Below are 17,521 nucleotides of genomic sequence, written 5' to 3'. Positions count from 1 at the left end.
GCCGCGCTTCACGGCTTTGGCGTCGCGCTGTCCTTGGGGAAGCCCCTCAGAGCAGGGGGTGGCGCAACGAGGGCAGGCGGCGGAACCAGGTTTCCCATTCGCCAGCCGGCACGGGGCGGCCCAGGTAGAAGCCCTGGGCCTCGTCGCAGCCTTCCTGGCGCAGGCGGTCGAGGATTTCCGGATTCTCCACCCCTTCCGCCACCGTGGTGACGCCCAGGCCGCGCGCGAGGCCGATGATGGCGCATACGATGGCGGCGTCCTCGCGCTTCTGCGGCAGGTTCTGGATGAAGGAGCGGTCGATCTTGATCCGGTTGACCCGGAAGTGGCGCAGGTAGTCCAGGCAGGAGAAGCCGGTGCCGAAATCGTCCAGCGCGACGCTGACGCCGTCTCGGCGGAGCGCGTCGAGGGTCTGGGCGGTGCTGGCGCTGCGGTCCATCACCACGCCCTCGGTCAGTTCCAGTTCCAGCCGCGACGGGTCGATGCCGGCGGCCTGGGTGGCCTGCATCACCATGCGGTGCACGTCCTGCCGGCGGAACTGGTTGGGCGAGACGTTGATCGCGACGCGCAGGGGCGGCAGGCCTTGCGTCTCCCAGCGCCGGATCTGGGTGCAGGTCTCGTTCAGCACCCATTCGGTCAGCAGCACGATCAGCCCGCCGTCTTCCGCGGCGTTGAGGAAATCGGCGGGCGCGCAGAGGCCGTGGCCGGGGCGGTTCCAGCGCAGCAGGGCCTCCAGCCCGATCACCTGGCCCGAATGCAGGCTGACCTGCGGCTGGTAGTGCAGGACGAACTGGCCGTTGGCGACGCCTTCCCGGATCCCGGCCTCCAGCGACTGCGCCTGTTCCAGCCGGAGCCGCAGGTCCGGGCGGAAGAAGCGGTAGCCGTGGCGCCCCTCGGCCTTCGCCTGGTACATGGCGAGGTCGGCGTTCTTCAGCAGTTCGTCGATGTTCGAGGAATCGCGGCCGCAGACGGTGATGCCGATGCTGGCGCTGATGTTGACCCGGTGCCCGCGCACCTGGATCGGCTCCGCCAGGACATGGCCGACCGAATCTGCCAGCGTCGCGGCCTCGCGGGGGTCGGAGATGCCTTCCTGCAGGATGGCGAACTCGTCGCCGCCGAGGCGGGCCACCGTGTCGTGCTCCCCCACATGCATGCGCAGGATGCGGGCGACGGTGATCAGCAGCTGGTCGCCGAAGTCGTGGCCCAGCGAGTCGTTCACGTTCTTGAAGCGGTCGAGGTCGAGGAAGTGCAGCGCGCAGAGGCGCCCGGAGCGTGCGGCGCGTTCGATCCCTTCCTCGATCCGCTGCGCCAGCAGGGAGCGGTTGGGCAGGTCGGTCAGGACGTCGTGGCGGGCCAGGTGGTGCAGGTGGCGCTGCGCGCTCTTCTGGTCGGTGATGTCGAGGGAGGTGGTGAGCACGTTCACCACCTCGCCGATGCTGTTGCGGAGCGGCGACTTGGTGGTGAGCTGGGTGCGCAGCACGCCGTCCCGGTCGATGAAGTTCTCCTCGTAGCTCGGCAGCGCCGCGCCGCGCTCGAAGACCAGGCGGTCGAACAGCACGTCGCGCTCGATCTGGTCGCGCGCGGTGAGCTCCTTCATCGGCAGCCCTGCGCACTGCTCCACGCCGCGGCCGACATGGCGCGCATAGGCGGCATTGGCGAAGCGGCAATAGCCTTCCGGATCGGCGGTGTGGACCAGCACGGGCATCGTGTCGATGACCTGGGCCAGCAGGTCGGCCCTTTGCGGTGGCGCTCCCGGAGCCCTGGCGGCACCCTGGATCTGGTCGTTGGCTGGCGCCGGCGGGAAGGGGTGGCGCGCGGCGTCCAGCAGGTCGCGGACCTGGTTCTGGAACTCCGCGTGCTTGATCGGCGTCTGCAGGAAGCCGGTCGCCCCGGCCTCCAGCGCCCGGATGCGGAAATTCGGGTCGTCATAGGCGGTGATGACGAGGATGGGGGTCGCGGCGCAGCCGGCGATGGCGCGGACGGAGCGGGTGAAGTCGGCCCCATCCATGCCGGGCATGCGGTAGTCGGTGATGATCAGGTCGGGACGGTGGTGCGCGATCCAGGCCAGGGCGGTGTTGGGGTCGGCGAAGGCTTCCGCCGTGGTGTCCCGCGTGACCGACTTGGCCAGCATTGTAAAGACTTGCCGATTCGTATTCTGATCATCGACAATCGCAATGACGGGCATGGGCCAAATACATCCACATCTGGACCTGGATCCAGATCGACCCGAGTGACGTGTTTCGTGCTGGATGTTTTATACTATACTGAGAAACTGCAATGATTTCAACTTAAAATTGTCGTGTCCACCCGCTTGACGCGAAAGGTGGCGGAGTTGCGCCATGGGGTGGACATCTTGCGGCTTCCTTACCTCTCGCCCGTCTGTTCCCCGCCTGCGCGGGGAAGCCAGGGGCGGCGCTCCCTCGCTCCACCGCAGAGCGGGCGAGCAGGGATAAGGCGGCGAGGGCCGGGATGGCGCCGCCCGATCCCGCCCGCCGCTGGCGCGGGCGACGGTGGCGACGGATGCGACCGGCAGGCTAACGCTTCAGGCCGGGAATGGCGCCCAGCAGGTTCTGCGCGAGGCCAGGCGGCAGGCCCTGGGGCAGTTGCAGGGTCTGGTAGCCCGCGGGGATGCGGAAGCGGTCCGGGTCCTGGCGGGCATAGGTGACGCTGGTGGCCTCGATGCCGCCCTGGCGGCCCTGGACCTGGCCCTCGGCGCGCAGCAGCACGCCATCCGCCGTCAGGCAGGCGCGGCCGCTGGCATCGCGTTCCTCGTAGCGCCAGTTGGTGCAGGAGAGGCCGGCGACCTTCGCCTGCCCCTCGCGCGTGAAGCGCGTGCCGGGCCCGAAATCGGCGGGCAGGCCCATCTTCTGCAACTCCTCGGCCGGAAGCTCGGTGACGAGGCGCATCTTGTCCATCACCAGCCGCGCTTGGCCGCTGCGGCGGTCCAGCACGCCCCAGCCGTTCTGGCGCGGCAGTTCCAGGCGCAGCAGGCGCTCGGAGGCCAGCCATTGCGCCTCGACGGGCTCCGGCTTGCCGCCAAGGGTCCGGTAGGTGACCGCGACGTCGCGGCTGGGCTCCAGCCGGGGCACGGCGCTGCCGGTCTGCGCCATGACGGGCAGGATAGGGACGGCGGCCAGCAGGCTGGCGGTCAGGAGGGCACGGCGTGTGGATCGGCGCATGGCGGGGTTCCTCCGCTCCTTGCGGCAGGGCATGGCCGGGGGCGGGTCCCCGGCCATGCCCTGCCCTGGGTGATCGGCGTCAGTCGTCTTGCCCGCGCACCAGCACCTCGCGCTTGCCGACATGGTTGGCGGGGCCGACGATGCCCTCCTTCTCCATCTGCTCGATGAGCTTGGCGGCGCGGTTGTAGCCGATGGAGAGATGGCGCTGGACAAAGGAGGTGCTGGCCTTGCCCTCCCGCGTCACGAGGTCCACCGCCTGCTCGAAGAGGCCGCGCTCGCCGCCCTCCCCGCCGCCGGGGCCGCCGGTGGGGGCCTCGTCATCCTCGACCTCGGTGACTTCCTCGATATAGGAGGGCTCGCCCTGCTCGCGCAGGTACTCGACGATGGCCTCGACCTCGGCATCCGAGACGAAGGGGCCGTGGACGCGGTTCATGCGGCCGACGCCGGCCATGAACAGCATGTCGCCCTGGCCGAGAAGCTGCTCGGCGCCCTGCTCGCCCAGGATGGTGCGGCTGTCGATCTTCGAGGAGACCTGGAAGGAGATGCGGGCGGGGAAGTTCGCCTTGATGACGCCGGTGATGACGTCCACCGAGGGGCGCTGCGTCGCCATGATGACATGGATGCCGGCGGCGCGGGCCATCTGGGCGAGGCGCTGCACCGAGGCCTCGATCTCCTTGCCCGCCACCACCATCAGGTCGGCCATCTCGTCGATGACCACGACGATCATCGGCAGCGGCTCCAGCGCCAGGGGCTGGTCCTCGAAGACCGGCTTGCCCGTGTCGGGGTCGAAGCCCGTCTGCACGCGGCGGGTGAGCTGCTCGCCCTTCTCGCGGGCGGCGGTGACCTTCTTGTTGTAGCCGGCGATGTTGCGCACGCCGAGCTGCGACAGGGCGCGGTAGCGGCGCTCCATCTCCCGCACCGTCCATTTCAGCGCGCCGATCGCCTTGGGGCTTTCCGTCACCACCGGGGCCAGGAGGTGCGGGATGCGGTCATAGACCGAGAGTTCCAGCATCTTCGGGTCGATCATGATGAAGCGGCACTCGTCCGGCCCGTAGCGGTAGAGCAGGCTGAGGATCATGGTGTTGATCGCCACCGACTTGCCCGAGCCGGTGGTGCCGGCGACCAGCAGGTGCGGCATGGTGGCGAGGTCGGCGATCACCGGGGCGCCACCGATGTCCTTGCCGAGGGCGAGGCTGAGGCGGCCCTGCGCCCGGCCCCATTCCTCGTCGGCCAGCAGTTCGCGCAGATAGACCGTCTCGCGCTTCGCGTTCGGCATCTCGATGCCGATGACGTTGCGGCCGGGCACCGTGGCGATGCGGACGGCGGTGACGGACATGCTGCGCGCCACGTCGTCGGCCAGGCCGATCACGCGCGCGGACTTGGTGCCGGGGGCGGGCTCCAGCTCGTAGAGCGTGACGACGGGGCCGGGGCGCACCTCCACGATGCGGCCGCGCACGCCGTAATCCTCCAGCACGCCTTCCAGCATGCGGGCGTTGTTCTGCAGCATCTCCTCGGTCGGGCCGTTGTCGCGGCGGCGGGGCGCCTCGGTCAGCAGATCGAGCGGCGGCAGGGCGAACTGTTCCGGCGGCAGGTTCCGGGGCGGCGGCGCGGGGCGGCGGGGCGGCGGGGCGGCCCGCTCGGTCCGGGGCGGCGGCGGCGGCGGCAGGTCGTCCTCGTCCTCGTCCACCACCGGCTCCGGCGCGCGGCCGAGGCGCGGCTCGATGCGGCGGACGGGCGGCGCGACCTCCTCCGCCGGGCGGCGCCCGCGCAGGCCGGGAATGGCGATGCGGGGGCGGTTCGGCGCCTCCTCCGGCGCGTCCTCTTCCTCCGGCTCGAAACAGGCGGGGCGGGGCGCCTGCCGGGCGGGGGCGTCCTCGGGTGGCAGGTGGATGCGCGGGCCGGGGCGGGCGGCGGCGGCGCGGCGGCGGGCGGCGGCGTCATCGGCGGCGCTCAGCAGGTGCTGCAGGTCCGGCGAGGCCTGCCTCTGCCGCGACAGCAGGCCACCCAGGTTGCGGAAGGGCGAGAGGATCTCCCCGAAGCCACGGGAACCGCTCCGCTCCATCCGGGCCCGGCGGCGCGCGGCGCGCTCGGAAATCTCCACGCCGAGCGAGACGCCGCCCCGTGCGGCCGCCACGCCGCCCCGCGCGGCGCTGATGCCCGCCCTGCGCCAGGACAGGAGGGGGATGCCCAGGGCCACGAAGCCGAAGACCAGGCCCAGCACCGCCGTCGCCGCACCGGTGGCCACGCCGCCGAAGGGGCCGAGCCAGCCGCGCGCGACGCCGTCCACGGCACCGCGCATCAGCGGCCCGACCGCCCCGCCCGGTGGCACCGAGCCCCAGGCGGGCAGGCCGGCCAGGATGGCGGCGGAGGCGAGCACCGGCAAGGCGGCGAGCATCGCCGCGACGCGGCCGGCGAAGGGCTTCAGGCTGCGATGCGTGCCCAGGCGCAGCGCCCAGCAGAGCAGGCAGGCCGCCGGCAGCCAGCCGGCCCAGCCGAAGCCCTGCAGCAGCACGTCGGAAAGCATGGCGCCGACCAGCCCGGCGAGATTCCGGGGAGCGCGCGTCGTGGCGGTGGAAAGGGAGGGGTCGGCAGGGTTGTAGGAGATCAGCGCCACGACCAGGGCCAGGCCGGCGAGGCCGAGCAGCACGCCCACGAACTCCCCGCCGCGCCGCCGGATCGCCGCCCGCACGGCCGGCGAGGCGAAGCGCTGGGCGGCGCCGGAAAAGCGCCCGTTCGGAGAGGATGAGCGATCGGTGGCGGCACGCGACATCAGGGAACCCAAGCTGAGACCTTGCCTCAGCCTAGCATGGCAAATACCTGTCGCGTACCGCTTTTCTCAACCGCAGCAAGGGATTGGCCAGCCGCCGAGGCCGGGAAGACACAACCCCGGGGTTAGTAGGTAGCGAAGATCCTCGCCACTTCCGCGGGGTCCTGCGTCACGGTCAGCGCCATGGCGAGGAGGATGCGCGCCTTCTGCGGGTTGAGGTTGTCGGCGGTCAGGAAGCCGTATTCCTTCAGTTTGGTGCTGGGGAAGACGCGGCCGGAGCCGGCGCGGCTGCACTGGATGACGATCACCCCGTCCTTCACCGCCTGCTTCAGCGGCTCCAGGTCGCCCGGGCCGCAGAAGCCGGGGGCGAAGCCGGCGGAAACGATGCCCTTCGCCCCGGCGGCCAGGAAGGCGCGCACCGCCGTGCCGTCGGCGCCGGCATAGGCGTAGCTGATATCCACCCGCGGCAGGGAATCGAGGGGGCGGATGTCGAAGACCGTCTCCGGCGCCCCGAGCCGCAGCGGCCTGCGGTACCAGACCACCCGGTCGCCATCCGCCTGCCCCAGCACGCCGAAATCGGGCGAGCGGAAGGTCTGCATCCGGCCGGTGGAGGTCTTGGTGACCTCGCGCGCGCACTGGATCTCGTCGTTCAGCAGGACCATGACGCCCAGGCCGCGCGCCCCGGGATCGGCGGCGACCCGCACCGCGTTCACCAGGTTCAGCCCGGCATCGGTGGACAGGGCGGAGGCCGGGCGCTGCGAGCCGGTGACCACGATCGGCACCGGCACCTTGGCGGCGAGGTGGAGGGCGTAGGCGGTTTCCTCCAGCGAGGCGGTGCCGTGGCCGATGACGATGCCGGCAAGGCCCGGATTCTCCGCCACGACCTTGTCGCAGAGCAGGACCAGCGCCTTCCATTCCGGGAAATGGATGTTCGGGCTGGGCACGGCGCTGAACGGCACCGGGAAGACATCGGCGACGAGCTGCACCTCGGGGAAGCGGGCGAGGATGCCCTCGGCATCCATCATGTTGCCGGTGGAGCCGTAGTCCACCGTGTCCAGCGGCCCCTTGCCGAGGGAGGAGATGGTGCCCCCGGTGCCGATGAAGACGACGCGCGGCCGGCTCATGCCGCGGCCTCCGCCTTGCGGGCGATCGCGGCCTCGATCTCCGCGGTGCTCATCACGTCGCCGAAGGTCAGGTAGATGTTCATGAGAGACGCGTTGTGCTCCTCGTCGGTCACGGCGGCATTGCCGTCCGAGACCATGATGACGCGGAAGTTCAGCATCATCGCGTCGCGGGCGGAAGTCTCGCAGCAGATATTGGTCAGCGTGCCGGTGATCAGCAGCGTCTCGATGCCGCGCTCGCGCAGCAGGGCGGCGAAATCCGGCCCGCCCTTCGCCGCGCCGGGGATGAAGGCGCTGTAGCGGAACTTCGGGACGACCATGTCCTCCGCCCGGATGTCGAGACCCGGCCAGAAGGCATGGCCGGGGCTGCCCGGCGTCATGGACCGGACGCGGGCGGCGCGCTGCGCCTCGGAGACGGATTCCTCCAGCACCGACCAGGCGATGCGGGATTCCTCGTCCGAGGCGTTCTGCACCCAGTACACCGCGCCGCCGGCCGCGCGCAGCGTGGCGGCGAGGTGGTTGATGTTCGGCACGATATCGGTGCCGCCCGGCACGAAGGCATGGGCCAGGCCGGGGTCCAGATAGCCGTTCTGCATGTCGATCACCACCAGCGCGGTGCGCGCCGGGTCGAGATCAGCGAAGCGGTGCTCGGTGCCGAACTTGGCCAGCACGCGCTGGCGGACGAAATCGGGAATCCGCGTTTGGTTCATGAAGTCTGCCCCTCCCTTGTGCGTCAGGCGAATTCCGGGGTGAGGACGGCGTCGGGCACGCGCACGCAGCGCGCCATGCGGCCGATGGCCGGATGGCGGGCGGAGGGCTCGCCGTCCAGACATTCCGCCGCGGCCAGGGAGCAGCGCGGGGCGAACTTGCAGCCGGGCGGCAGGTTGCGCAGGTCGGGCGGGGCGCCGGGGATGGTCTCCAGGTCACGGTCGCGCGGCTGGTTGTGGACGGTGGAGGCGAGCAGGCCGGCGGTATAGGGGTGCAACGGGTCGCGCAGCACCTCGCGCACCGGGCCGGTCTCCACCACGCGTCCGGCATACATCACCGCCACGCGGTCGGCGATCTCGGCGGCGACGCCCAGGTCGTGCGTCACGAAGATCACCGACATGCCCATCTCCTGCTGCAGGCGGCGCAGCAGGATCAGCACCTGGATCTGCACCGTGGCGTCCAGCGCGGTGGTGGGCTCGTCGGCCAGCAGGAGCTTCGGTTCGCAGCTCAGCGCCATGGCGATCATGGCGCGCTGGCGCAGGCCGCCGGACAGCTCGAAGGGATAGGCGTCAAGGCGGCGCTGGGCGGAGGGGATCTTCACCAGGTCGAAGAGCTCCAGCGCCCGGGCGAGGCCCTGCCTGTGGCTGACGCCCTTGTGCAGGGCGACGACCTCGGCGATCTGGTCGCCCACCCGCGCCACCGGGTCGAAGGCGGTCATCGGCTCCTGGAAGATCATGGAGACGGTGCCGCCGCGGAAGCGGCGCAGGTCGCTCTCCCCCATCGCCAGCACGTCCTGGCCGGCGATGCGGACCTTGCCGTCGATCACCGCGCGCTTCGGCGGCAGCAGGCGCATCAGGGCGCGCATGGTGACGCTCTTGCCGGAGCCGCTCTCGCCCAGCATGCAGAGCACCTCGCCCGGCGCCATGGCGAAGCTGACGCCGTTGACCGCGCGCACCTTGCTCTCGCGCGTCACGAAGCGGACATTGAGGTCCTGGACCTCGACCAGCGGTGCGGCCGTGCTCATTCCCGCCCCTCCCCTCAATGCACCAGCGGTGCCGCGACGAGATCCGCCCGCCCGGCCAGGCTGTGCCCCGATCCCGGGTCCTGGATGTGGCAGGCGGCGCAATGCGCGCCGGGCGCGTCGGTGTCGCCCAGTTGCGGCATCCTCGCGGCGCAGACCTCCTCGGCGAAGGGGCAGCGGGTGCGGAAGCGGCAGCCGGAAGGCGGGTTGATCGGGTTGGGCGGATCGCCGGTCAGCGGCGGCTCCTCCATCCGGTGGTCCGGGTCCATGGAGGGATGGGAGGCCAGCAGCGCCCGCGTGTAGGGGTGCTTCGGGGCGCGGTAGATGTCCTCGGCCGGGCCGATCTCCACCACCTGCCCCAGATACATCACCAGCACGCGGTCGCTGATCCAGCGCACCACGCTGAGGTCGTGGCTGATGAAGATGTAGGTGAGGCTCAGCTCCCGCTTCAGCGTGCGCAGCAGGTTCAGCACCTGTGCCTCGACGCTCTTGTCCAGGGCGGAGACGGCTTCGTCCAGGATCACCATGCGCGGACGCAGCGCCAGGGCGCGGGCGATGTTCACGCGCTGCTTCTGCCCGCCCGAAAGCTCGTGCGGGTAGCGCGGGCCGAACAGGGCCGGGTTCAGGCCGACCTTCAGCAGCAGCTCCCGCGCCAGGGCCAGGGCCTCCCCCTTCGGCACGCCATGGGCGATGGGACCGAAGGCGACGGAGCCCTGGATCGGCATGCGCGGATTCAGCGAGGAGGCGGAGTCCTGGAACACCATCTGCACCTGGCGGCGCATGGCGGCGACCGAGATGCCGCGCGGGGCCGCGACCTCCTCGCCATCGAAGATCTGGTCGCCGCTGTCGGGCACGATCAGCCGGGTGAGAAGCCGTGCCAGGGTGGACTTGCCGCAGCCGGATTCGCCCACGATGCCCAGCGTCTCGCCCTTCATGACGCGGAAGGACACGCCGTCCACCGCCCGGACATGGCCGGTGACGCGTTGCAGCGCGCCGCCGCGCAGCGGGAAGTGCTTCTGCAGGTTGCGCACGTCCAGCAGCGGCTGGGCCGGGCCGCCGACGTCGCGCGGGTCGTGGAAAGCGGCCGGGGAAAGGCTCGTCTGGCTCATGCGCATCAGATCCGGACATCCATGGCGGCGCGCAGCCCGTCGCTGACCATGTTGACGCTGACCGAGGTGACGAAGATCGCGATGCCGGGCATGGCGGCGACCAGCGGGTTCACGTAGATCGACTGGCGCAGCGTGTTCAGCATCAGGCCCCAGTCAGGCTCCGGCGGCTTCACGCCCAGGCCGAGGAAGGAGAGTCCCGAGCCGAGCAGGATGCCGACGCTGATCATGCCGGAGGCATAGACCAGCACCGGGCCGAGCACGTTGCCCAGCACATGGTGCCAGAGCACGAGGTGGATGCCGGCGCCGGTGGCGCGCGCCGCATCCACGAAATCCAGCGAGCGGACCTGGGTGGTGGCGCTTTCCGCGATGCGGCAGAGCGGCGGGATGAAGACGAGGGACAGGGCGATGAAGGCGTTGCCGATGCCGCCGCCCATGGCCCCCGAGATGGCGACCGCGAGCAGGATGGAGGGGAAGGCGTAGAAGACGTCCATCACCCGCATGATCAGCGTGTTGACGCGGCCGCCGGCGAGGCCGGCCAGCACGCCCAGCCCGCCGCCAACCGCGGTGGCGATGGCCACGGGGACGAAGCCCATCAGCAGCGTCAGCCGCCCGCCGTAGAGGAGGCGGGAGAGCATGTCGCGCCCCAGTTCGTCCGTGCCCAGGGCATGGCCCATGTAGCCGGGGGGCTTCAGGCGGCGGACGATGCTTTCCTTGTAGGGATCGAAGGGCGCCAGCCAGGGCGCCGCCACGGCCAGCAGGACGATCGCCAGCAGGACCAGGCCGAAGAAGATGGTCACGTAGTCGTAGCGCAGGCGGTAGCCGACGGTGCCCCAGTAGCCGCGGACCCTGGGAAGGCCAATGCTGTCCGGGACGGCCGCGGCGGAGGCCCGGCCGGCGGTGGTGCTGCTCATGGCGCCGCTCTCCTCAGACACGCTTGATTCGGGGGTCGATGGCGGTCTGCACCAGATCGACGGCGAGGTTGGTCACCACGAAGATCATGGCCAGGACCAGGATGGTCCCCTGGAGCACGGGGATGTCGCGCGTCAGGATGGCCTTGCTGAGCAGGAAGCCGGTGCCCGGCCAGGCGAAGACCGTCTCCACCAGGATCGAGCCGCCCATCAGCGCGCCGAACTGCAGCCCCATCACCGCCAGGATCGGCGGCAGGGCGTTCTTGAGCACGTGGCGGATCGCCTTGCTTTCCGGCAGCCCGTTGGCGCGCAGGGTGGTGACGAATTCCTGCGCCATCACCTCGGTGATCGCGGAGCGCGCGGTGCGGGCGATGATGCCGACCGGGATCATCGACAGGGTGATCACCGGCAGGATCATGAAGGGCACGGTGTGCAGGCCGATCGAGGCGGAGCCGCCCGGCCCCATGCCGGAGGCGGGCAGGATCTGCGCCTCCACCGAGAAGAGGATCACGAGCACGATGCCGAGCCAGTAGTTCGGCACCGAGACGCCGAGGATGGCGGTGCCGGTGACCATGCGGTCCAGCCAGCTTCCGGCGCGGTAGCCGGCGATGGCGCCGAGCGCGAGGGCCACCGGGAAGGCGATCAGCACCGCGAGCAGGGACAGCAGCACGGTGTTGCCGAGGGAGCGCAGGATCTCCTCCAGCACCGGACGCCCCGTGGCGATGGAGCGCCCGAGATCGCCGGTCAGCACGTTGCCGAGCCAGGAGAGGTACTGGACCGGCAGCGGCCGGTCGAGGCCGTAGAGCTGCTTCAGCTTCGCCACCGTCTCGGCATCCGCATCCGGCGGCAGCATGGTCTGCAACGGATCGCCGGGTGCGAGATAGACCAGCAGGAAGCAGATGATGGACACGCCCAGCGCGATCGGCAGGACGGCCAGCAGACGGCGTTGGACGTAGACCAGCATGGGGCTGTCCCTATCAGGGCTGCACGGTGACTTGCGTCAGGTCCTGGAACCAGCTCTGTGCCTGCACGAAGCCCTTCACCTTGGGCGACAGGGCGCGCGGGTTCAGGTCATGCGCCACCCAGATCATCACGGCCTGCTCGTTCATGCGCTCGTGGATCCTGGTCAGGATCGGCAGGCGCTTCTCCGCATCGAAGGTGTTCATGGCCTCCGCGACCAGCTGGTCGGTCTGCGGGTCCTCGAAATGCCCCCAGTTGCTGCCCGCCGGCGACCACTGCGACTTCATGATGAAGCGGAACATCCCGTTGAACGGGTCCTGCGTCGCGCGGGTGATGTTGATGCCGTTGATGTCGTGGTGCTTGTCCACGCCCTCGCGGCCCACCTGCAGCAGCGCGTTCCAGTCCATGACCTGGAGGTTGACCTTGAAGCCGACCTCCTCCAGCTGCGCCTTCACCAGCTCGTTCATCGGCAGCGGCTGCATCTGGCCGGAGCCGGAGGTGGAGATGGCGAAGGTGACGTTGCAGGGGACGCAGCCCGCCTCCTTCAGCAGCGCCTTGGCCTTGTCCGGGTTGTACTCGTACTTCACCGGCTTGCCGTAGTAGGCGGTGGAGGGCGGCACGGTGGCGTAGCCCGGCAGGGCGATGCCGCCCAGCATCTCCACCATGTCGTCGCGGTTGATCGCGTAGTTCGCCGCCTGCCGCACCCGGATGTCGTTGAAGGGCTTGTCCACGAAGTTGAGCTGGTAGGCCCAGTTGTGCGGATAGGCGTTGGTGATTACCTGCATCCCGGAGGATTTCAGGCGCGGGATGGTGTCGGGCGCCGGAGCCTCGATCCAGTCCACCTGGCCGGAAAGCAGCGAGGCGGTGCGGGTCGAGGCCTCCGGCATCGGCAGCAGCACCAGACGGTCCTGCTTCGGGATGCGGGCCTTGTCCCAGTAGTCCTTGTTCGGCACCATCTCCAGCCGCTCACCCGGCACCATGCGGGAGAAGCGGTAGGGACCCGTGCCCGAGGGGTTCTTGGCGAAGGCGTTGGCGTCGTTCTTCAGCTCCTCCGACCGCGCGGGGCTGACCATCATCAGGAAGGACAGGTTGTAGGGAAAGATGCTGTCCGGCTGCTTGGTGGTGAAAGCGACGGTATAGTCGTCGATCTGCTCGACACCCGCGAAATTGGTCAGGTAGCTGCGGGCGAAGGCGAACTGCTGCGCGTTGAACTGCGGCGCGCCTTCCTTGGTCATGCGCTCGAAGTTCCAGATCACCGACTTCGCGTTGAAGTCGCTGCCGTCATGGAACTTCACGCCCTTGCGCAGGGTGAAGATCCAGCGCCGGCTGTTGCCCGGATCGACATGCCACTCGGTGGCCAGGCCCGGCTTGATATCGGCGATCCTGTCGCCCTTCGACAGGTCCCAGAGGATCAGGGAATCGTAGAGGTTGTAGCCGACGAAGCGCCAGCCCTCGAAGCCCTGGTCCGGGATGCCGGCGGTGAGCGGGATGTCGCCCGCCGTCATGGCCACACGCAGCACAGTTTCCGCCGATGCGGGCGCAGCGGTGCCCAGCAGCGCGGTCATCAGGCCCAAGGTCGCACAAAGCCGCGTCGCACCCAGGCGCAGGGATGGCACCGTCATCTTCTCTCCTTGGTCCCGGCAGGACGGATCGGAAGCTCTGCCGACCGGCATCTGCAATCGCCATGCCACAACTCGCGCGAAGCGGCCGTCCGGCGGCGCGCACCGGCGGAACGAGATGGACCATGACCCGTGTCACGCGGGGTGGCGCTCTTCCCGGCAGGCATGGCGCGGCACGCGCCAGACTCGCGTCGGTTCCCGGGCCGCACGCCGCTTTCACTGCCGGAACAACGGCTTTCGTTTCTGTCCGGCATTGGGAAGATGCTGAGGTCTGCCGTTTCTTTGGGCGCGACAGACCGGTGGCGCGGACGTAACCTCGTGCCGTTCCTCGCTTGGCCTGACAGGCCCCTGCCGGAGTCCCCCCATGACGACCGAAGCCGATCCCGAACTGGACATGGCGCTCTCGCGCGCCGGCATCACCCTGCCGCCGGGACGCTATGCCGGCGTGCTCGCCACCCATCGCGACCTGCAGAAGATGATGCCGATCCTGCGCCAGCCGCGCACCGCCGCCGCCGAGCCGGCGGGCGTCTATGTCCTGGACACCATCACGCGGGAGCAGACGCCGTGAGCGACGCGAAGCTGGAAGACCTCTCCATCGCCGAAGCCGGGGCGAAGCTGCGCGACGGCAGCCTCACCTCCGCCACCCTGACGCGGCATGCGCTGGACCGGATCGCGAAGCTCGATGGCGCCCTGCACGCCTTCGTGCTGGTCACGGAGGAGCGTGCCCTGGAGGATGCGGCGCGCGCGGATGCCGAGCTCGCCGCCGGCACCGATCATGGGCCGATGCACGGCATCCCCTATGCGCTGAAGGACATCTACGACACCGCCGGCATCCGCACGACCTGCCATTCCAAGCTGCTGATCGACAACGTTCCCGGACGGGACAGCGTCGTGGCGGCGAAGCTCGCCTCGGGCGGCGGCGTGCTGCTGGGCAAGCTGGCGACGCATGAATTCGCCATGGGCGGGCCGAGCTTCGACCTCCCCTTTCCGCCCGCGCGCAACCCCTGGAACACCGGCCATATCACCGGCGGTTCCTCCTCCGGCTCCGGCGCCGCCGTCGCGGCCGGGATGGTGCGCATGGCGATGGGCTCCGACACCGGTGGCTCGATCCGCGGCCCCGCCGCCTATTGCGGTACGGTGGGGCTCAAGCCGACCTACGGGCTGATCAGCCGGCGCGGCGTCTTCCCGCTTTCCTACACGCTCGACCATTGCGGACCGCTGACGCGCAGCGTCGAGGACGCGGCGATCACCACCGAGTTGCTGGCCGGCTTCGACCCGCTCGATCCCGCCAGCGCCGACAAGCCGAAGGCCGATCTGCGCAGCGGGCTGGAGGACGGCGTTGCCGGCCTGCGCATCGGCATGCCGCGCAACCTCTACCGCGATGCCGAGGGGCTCTCGCCCGAGGTCTATGACGCGATCGAGCGCGTCGGCCAGGCGCTGGAGGCGGCGGGCGCGATCGTCGAGGAGGTCACGCTCCCCGACTACGCCCTCTTCAACGCCTGTGGCCGCGTGATCCTGACCGCCGAGGCCTTTGCCATCCACGAGAAGGACCTGCGGGAGCGACCGGAGGACTACGGCGAACTCTTCCTCATGCGCATCGTCACCGGCGCCGCGATCAGCAGCGCGGACTATATCCAGGCCCAGCGCCTGCGCCGGGAACTCTCCCTGGCGGTGAACCGCGAGGCGCTGAAGACGTACGACGTGCTGCTCACCGCCTGCGCCCTTGGCCCGGCCCCCGCCTTCGCCGATTGCCCGCCGGACCGACCTGTGTTCTGGCCGATCCAGAGCATGCCCTTCAACGTCACGGGCAATCCCGCCCTCTCCATGCCGGCCGGCCTCTCCGCCTCCGGCCTGCCGCTTTCCGCACAGCTCGTCGGCCGCCCCTTCGACGAGGCCACGCTCCTCCGCGTCGGCCGCGCCGTCGAGAAGGCCACCGCCAGCTGGGGCGCCACCGCCCCGGCCCTGCTCGCGGCGGAATGATCCGGCCCGGGAACCGGGAGGCTCTGCCTCCCGGACCCTTTGCTGAAGGAGGGGCCGCTCAGGGGGATGTTATCCCCCCGAGACCCCGCCATGAGCGCTCCGCAAGGAGGGGCTTCGACTGCCGTTGCGCCAGTTGGCGACCGGCTGGCCATCACCCCTCCTCGCGGAGCGTTCACGGGGTTCCCATGGGGGCGAAGCACTGCTTCGCCCGTCCCTGGGCGGAGTGTCCAGGGGGGCAGAGCCCCTCTGGCCCCGGCATGATCATGCAGCGCCGAGTGCCGGCACGCGGTTGTGCCAGTCGGTGTCGCGCTGGTAGGCGTCGCCGACGGTCATGAGGCGGGCCTCGGCGAAGGGGCGGCCGACGAGCTGGAGGCCGACGGGCAGGCCGCGGTCGTCGAAGCCGCAATGCACGCTCAGCCCGGGCAGGCCGAGATAGTTGATCGGCCGCGTGTTCTGCGTGATCAGGCCGAAGCGGCGGATGGCCTCGGGGTCGCCGCCGTCGATGCGGCATTCCGCGCGCGTCGGGATCTTGCGCGGGATGGTGGGCATGGCGAGCACGTCCACCTGCGAGAAGACCTCGTCGCAGAAGGTCTTGAGCACCGGGCCGCGCCGGCTCAGCGCCTCGATGTAGTAGCTGGCCGGGATGGCATAGCCCGGGAACATGCGGCCGCTGAGGTGGTTGGCGTAGTCGCCAGGGCGCTCGCGCATCCAGTTGGCGTGGATGGCCGGGCCCTCGCTGCGGCTGACGACGGAGCCGTAGGTCAGCACCTGTTCCATCACCGGCAGGCTGATGCGGGTGACGGTGGCGCCGCGGCCGCGCAGCACCTCGATCGCGGCATCGAAGGCCGCCAGGATGTCCGGGTCGGCGCCGTCGAGGAACCAGGTTTCCGCCACGCCGATGCGCTGGCCGCGCAGGTCGCCGGTCAGCGCGGCCTCGTAGTCGGGAACGGCCTCCTTCGCGCTGGTCGGGTCCTTCGGATCATGGCCGGCGATGACGCCCATCACCCGGGCGCAGTCGCGCACGGTGCGGACCAGCGGGCCAACATTGTCGCAGGAGAAGGAGAGCGGCATCACGCCATGGCGGCTGACGCGGGTCTGCGTCGGCTTGAGGCCCACCACGCCGCAGGCCGAGGCCGGTAGGCGGATCGAGCCGCCGGTGTCGGAGCCGAGCGCCATGAAGGCGAAGCGGGCGGAGACGGCGGCACCGGAGCCGGAGGAGGAGCCGCCGGTGATGTAGTCGCCGTTCCAGGGGTTCAGGCAGTCGCCGAAGTGCCGGTTATGGCCGGTCGGGTTCTGCGCGAACTCCGCCATGTTCAGGCCGCCCATGGTGATGGCGCCGGCGCCTTCCAGCCGCTCGATCACCGTGGCGGTGTAGTCCGGGCGGAAGTCGCCGCGAATGGCGGAGCCGCAGGTCGAGAGCTTGCCCGCCTTGTAGTACATGTCCTTGTGCGCCATCGGCACGCCGGCCAGCGGGCCGGGGGCGATGCCGGCGGCACGCGCCTTGTCGGCGGCGGCGGCAGCTTCCAGCGCGGCCTCGCGCTCGATCCAGGTGGTGGCGTTGATCGCCGGCTCATGGGCCTCGATGCGGTCCAGGCAGGCCCGGGTCAGCGCGGTGGCCGTGACCTCGCCCCTGGCGAAGGCATCCGCCGCCTCGGCGAGGCTCAGCCCGGCGAGGCCGTCCGTGGTGACCATCGGGGGGACCATCGGCACGGCGTCCATCACGCGCCTTCCTTGCAGCCTTGCAGCGCCGCCTCGAAGGAGGAGGGCTCGTCCTCGAAGCGCAGCGTGCCGCGCAGCGCCTCGAAATCGGCGGTCAGCTTCGGGATGTCCATCGACGCCATCTGGCGGCCGGTCTCGTTGGGCAGTTCGACGCCCGTCCAGAGGCGGATATCCTCCGCCACGCGCTTCACCAGGGCTTCGTCCATCGTCGCTTTCCCCTCGACTACGCAGGAGAGTTCCGGCCTGCGTTGCGATGGGCCGGGAGACTGCACCCGAATCAACCGGGGCCTGAGGGACAAAATGCCCTGGGCGGCTGGCTAAATGCCGGAGCGGACCCTGTTTCGCCGAATTCTTGAACAGAATTCATGCAACTTGCCGATCCAACGTGCCTGCAAGTCGATGGAGAGGGAAAATGCCGCTTCCTTGATCTTCC

At 70.1% G+C, this 17,521-nt stretch carries 14 protein-coding genes; 2 read left to right on the top strand and 12 right to left on the bottom strand.

Translation table 11 applies throughout. The annotated features are described in order from the left end of the window. Positions 1 to 46 precede the first annotated feature (46 nt). The 10 genes from CTJ15_RS18800 to CTJ15_RS18755 form a co-directional block, all read right to left on the bottom strand. The gene (locus tag CTJ15_RS18800; RefSeq protein WP_255414118.1) at positions 47 to 2,128 is read right to left on the bottom strand and encodes a bifunctional diguanylate cyclase/phosphodiesterase; all 2,082 of its coding nucleotides are present in this window, start codon (positions 2,126 to 2,128) and stop codon (positions 47 to 49) included. Between the two features lie 403 nt (positions 2,129 to 2,531). Next, entirely contained in the window at positions 2,532 to 3,176 is a 645-nt protein-coding gene (locus tag CTJ15_RS18795) for a hypothetical protein (RefSeq protein WP_099781834.1), read from the bottom strand. A gap of 79 nt (positions 3,177 to 3,255) precedes the next feature. After that, on the bottom strand, positions 3,256 to 5,946 hold the full coding sequence (locus tag CTJ15_RS18790; RefSeq protein WP_099781833.1) for a DNA translocase FtsK: 2,691 nt from the start codon (positions 5,944 to 5,946) through the stop codon (positions 3,256 to 3,258). A gap of 122 nt (positions 5,947 to 6,068) precedes the next feature. After that, positions 6,069 to 7,067, bottom strand: a complete 999-nt coding sequence (locus CTJ15_RS18785) for an asparaginase (RefSeq protein WP_075821301.1) — start codon at positions 7,065 to 7,067, stop codon at positions 6,069 to 6,071. Then, on the bottom strand, positions 7,064 to 7,774 hold the full coding sequence (locus tag CTJ15_RS18780) for an isochorismatase family protein (protein WP_075821302.1): 711 nt from the start codon (positions 7,772 to 7,774) through the stop codon (positions 7,064 to 7,066). Before CTJ15_RS18780 ends, CTJ15_RS18785 begins: the two co-directional genes overlap by 4 nt. A 23-nt stretch (positions 7,775 to 7,797) precedes the next feature. Further along, on the bottom strand, positions 7,798 to 8,796 hold the full coding sequence (locus tag CTJ15_RS18775; protein WP_099781832.1) for an ABC transporter ATP-binding protein: 999 nt from the start codon (positions 8,794 to 8,796) through the stop codon (positions 7,798 to 7,800). Positions 8,797 to 8,810: 14 nt separating this feature from the next. Continuing rightward, on the bottom strand, positions 8,811 to 9,902 hold the full coding sequence (locus CTJ15_RS18770; RefSeq protein ID WP_075821314.1) for an ABC transporter ATP-binding protein: 1,092 nt from the start codon (positions 9,900 to 9,902) through the stop codon (positions 8,811 to 8,813). Positions 9,903 to 9,907: 5 nt separating this feature from the next. Further along, positions 9,908 to 10,813, bottom strand: coding sequence for an ABC transporter permease (locus CTJ15_RS18765; RefSeq protein ID WP_019461388.1), 906 nt, complete (start codon positions 10,811 to 10,813; stop codon positions 9,908 to 9,910). Positions 10,814 to 10,826: 13 nt separating this feature from the next. Continuing rightward, on the bottom strand, positions 10,827 to 11,774 hold the full coding sequence (locus CTJ15_RS18760; protein ID WP_019461387.1) for an ABC transporter permease: 948 nt from the start codon (positions 11,772 to 11,774) through the stop codon (positions 10,827 to 10,829). Between the two features lie 13 nt (positions 11,775 to 11,787). Then, positions 11,788 to 13,392, bottom strand: coding sequence for an ABC transporter substrate-binding protein (locus CTJ15_RS18755; protein WP_019461386.1), 1,605 nt, complete (start codon positions 13,390 to 13,392; stop codon positions 11,788 to 11,790). A 361-nt stretch (positions 13,393 to 13,753) separates the two neighbouring features. Here CTJ15_RS18755 and CTJ15_RS18750 point away from each other — a divergent pair, with 361 nt between their 5' ends. Together CTJ15_RS18750 and CTJ15_RS18745 are read left to right on the top strand one after the other, a co-directional pair. Then, on the top strand, positions 13,754 to 13,957 hold the full coding sequence (locus CTJ15_RS18750; protein WP_019461385.1) for a hypothetical protein: 204 nt from the start codon (positions 13,754 to 13,756) through the stop codon (positions 13,955 to 13,957). After that, the gene (locus CTJ15_RS18745) at positions 13,954 to 15,369 is read left to right on the top strand and encodes an Asp-tRNA(Asn)/Glu-tRNA(Gln) amidotransferase GatCAB subunit A (RefSeq protein WP_075821304.1); all 1,416 of its coding nucleotides are present in this window, start codon (positions 13,954 to 13,956) and stop codon (positions 15,367 to 15,369) included. Before CTJ15_RS18750 ends, CTJ15_RS18745 begins: the two co-directional genes overlap by 4 nt. Before the next feature lie 261 nt (positions 15,370 to 15,630). Here CTJ15_RS18745 and CTJ15_RS18740 read toward each other — a convergent pair whose 3' ends face one another. Both CTJ15_RS18740 and CTJ15_RS18735 read right to left on the bottom strand, forming a co-directional pair. Continuing rightward, complete coding sequence (locus tag CTJ15_RS18740; RefSeq protein ID WP_083755346.1) at positions 15,631 to 17,088, bottom strand: Asp-tRNA(Asn)/Glu-tRNA(Gln) amidotransferase GatCAB subunit A; 1,458 nt, start codon at positions 17,086 to 17,088, stop codon at positions 15,631 to 15,633. After that, a complete protein-coding gene (locus tag CTJ15_RS18735) occupies positions 17,088 to 17,294 on the bottom strand; it encodes a hypothetical protein (protein WP_075821305.1) in 207 nt (68 codons plus the stop codon). Before CTJ15_RS18735 ends, CTJ15_RS18740 begins: the two co-directional genes overlap by 1 nt. Between the last annotated feature and the right edge of the window lie 227 nt (positions 17,295 to 17,521).

It is taken from the genome of Roseomonas sp. FDAARGOS_362, assembly GCF_002754815.1.
GTDB lineage: Bacteria > Pseudomonadota > Alphaproteobacteria > Acetobacterales > Acetobacteraceae > Roseomonas > Roseomonas mucosa.
This window is presented reverse-complemented; position numbering and strand designations above follow the sequence as displayed.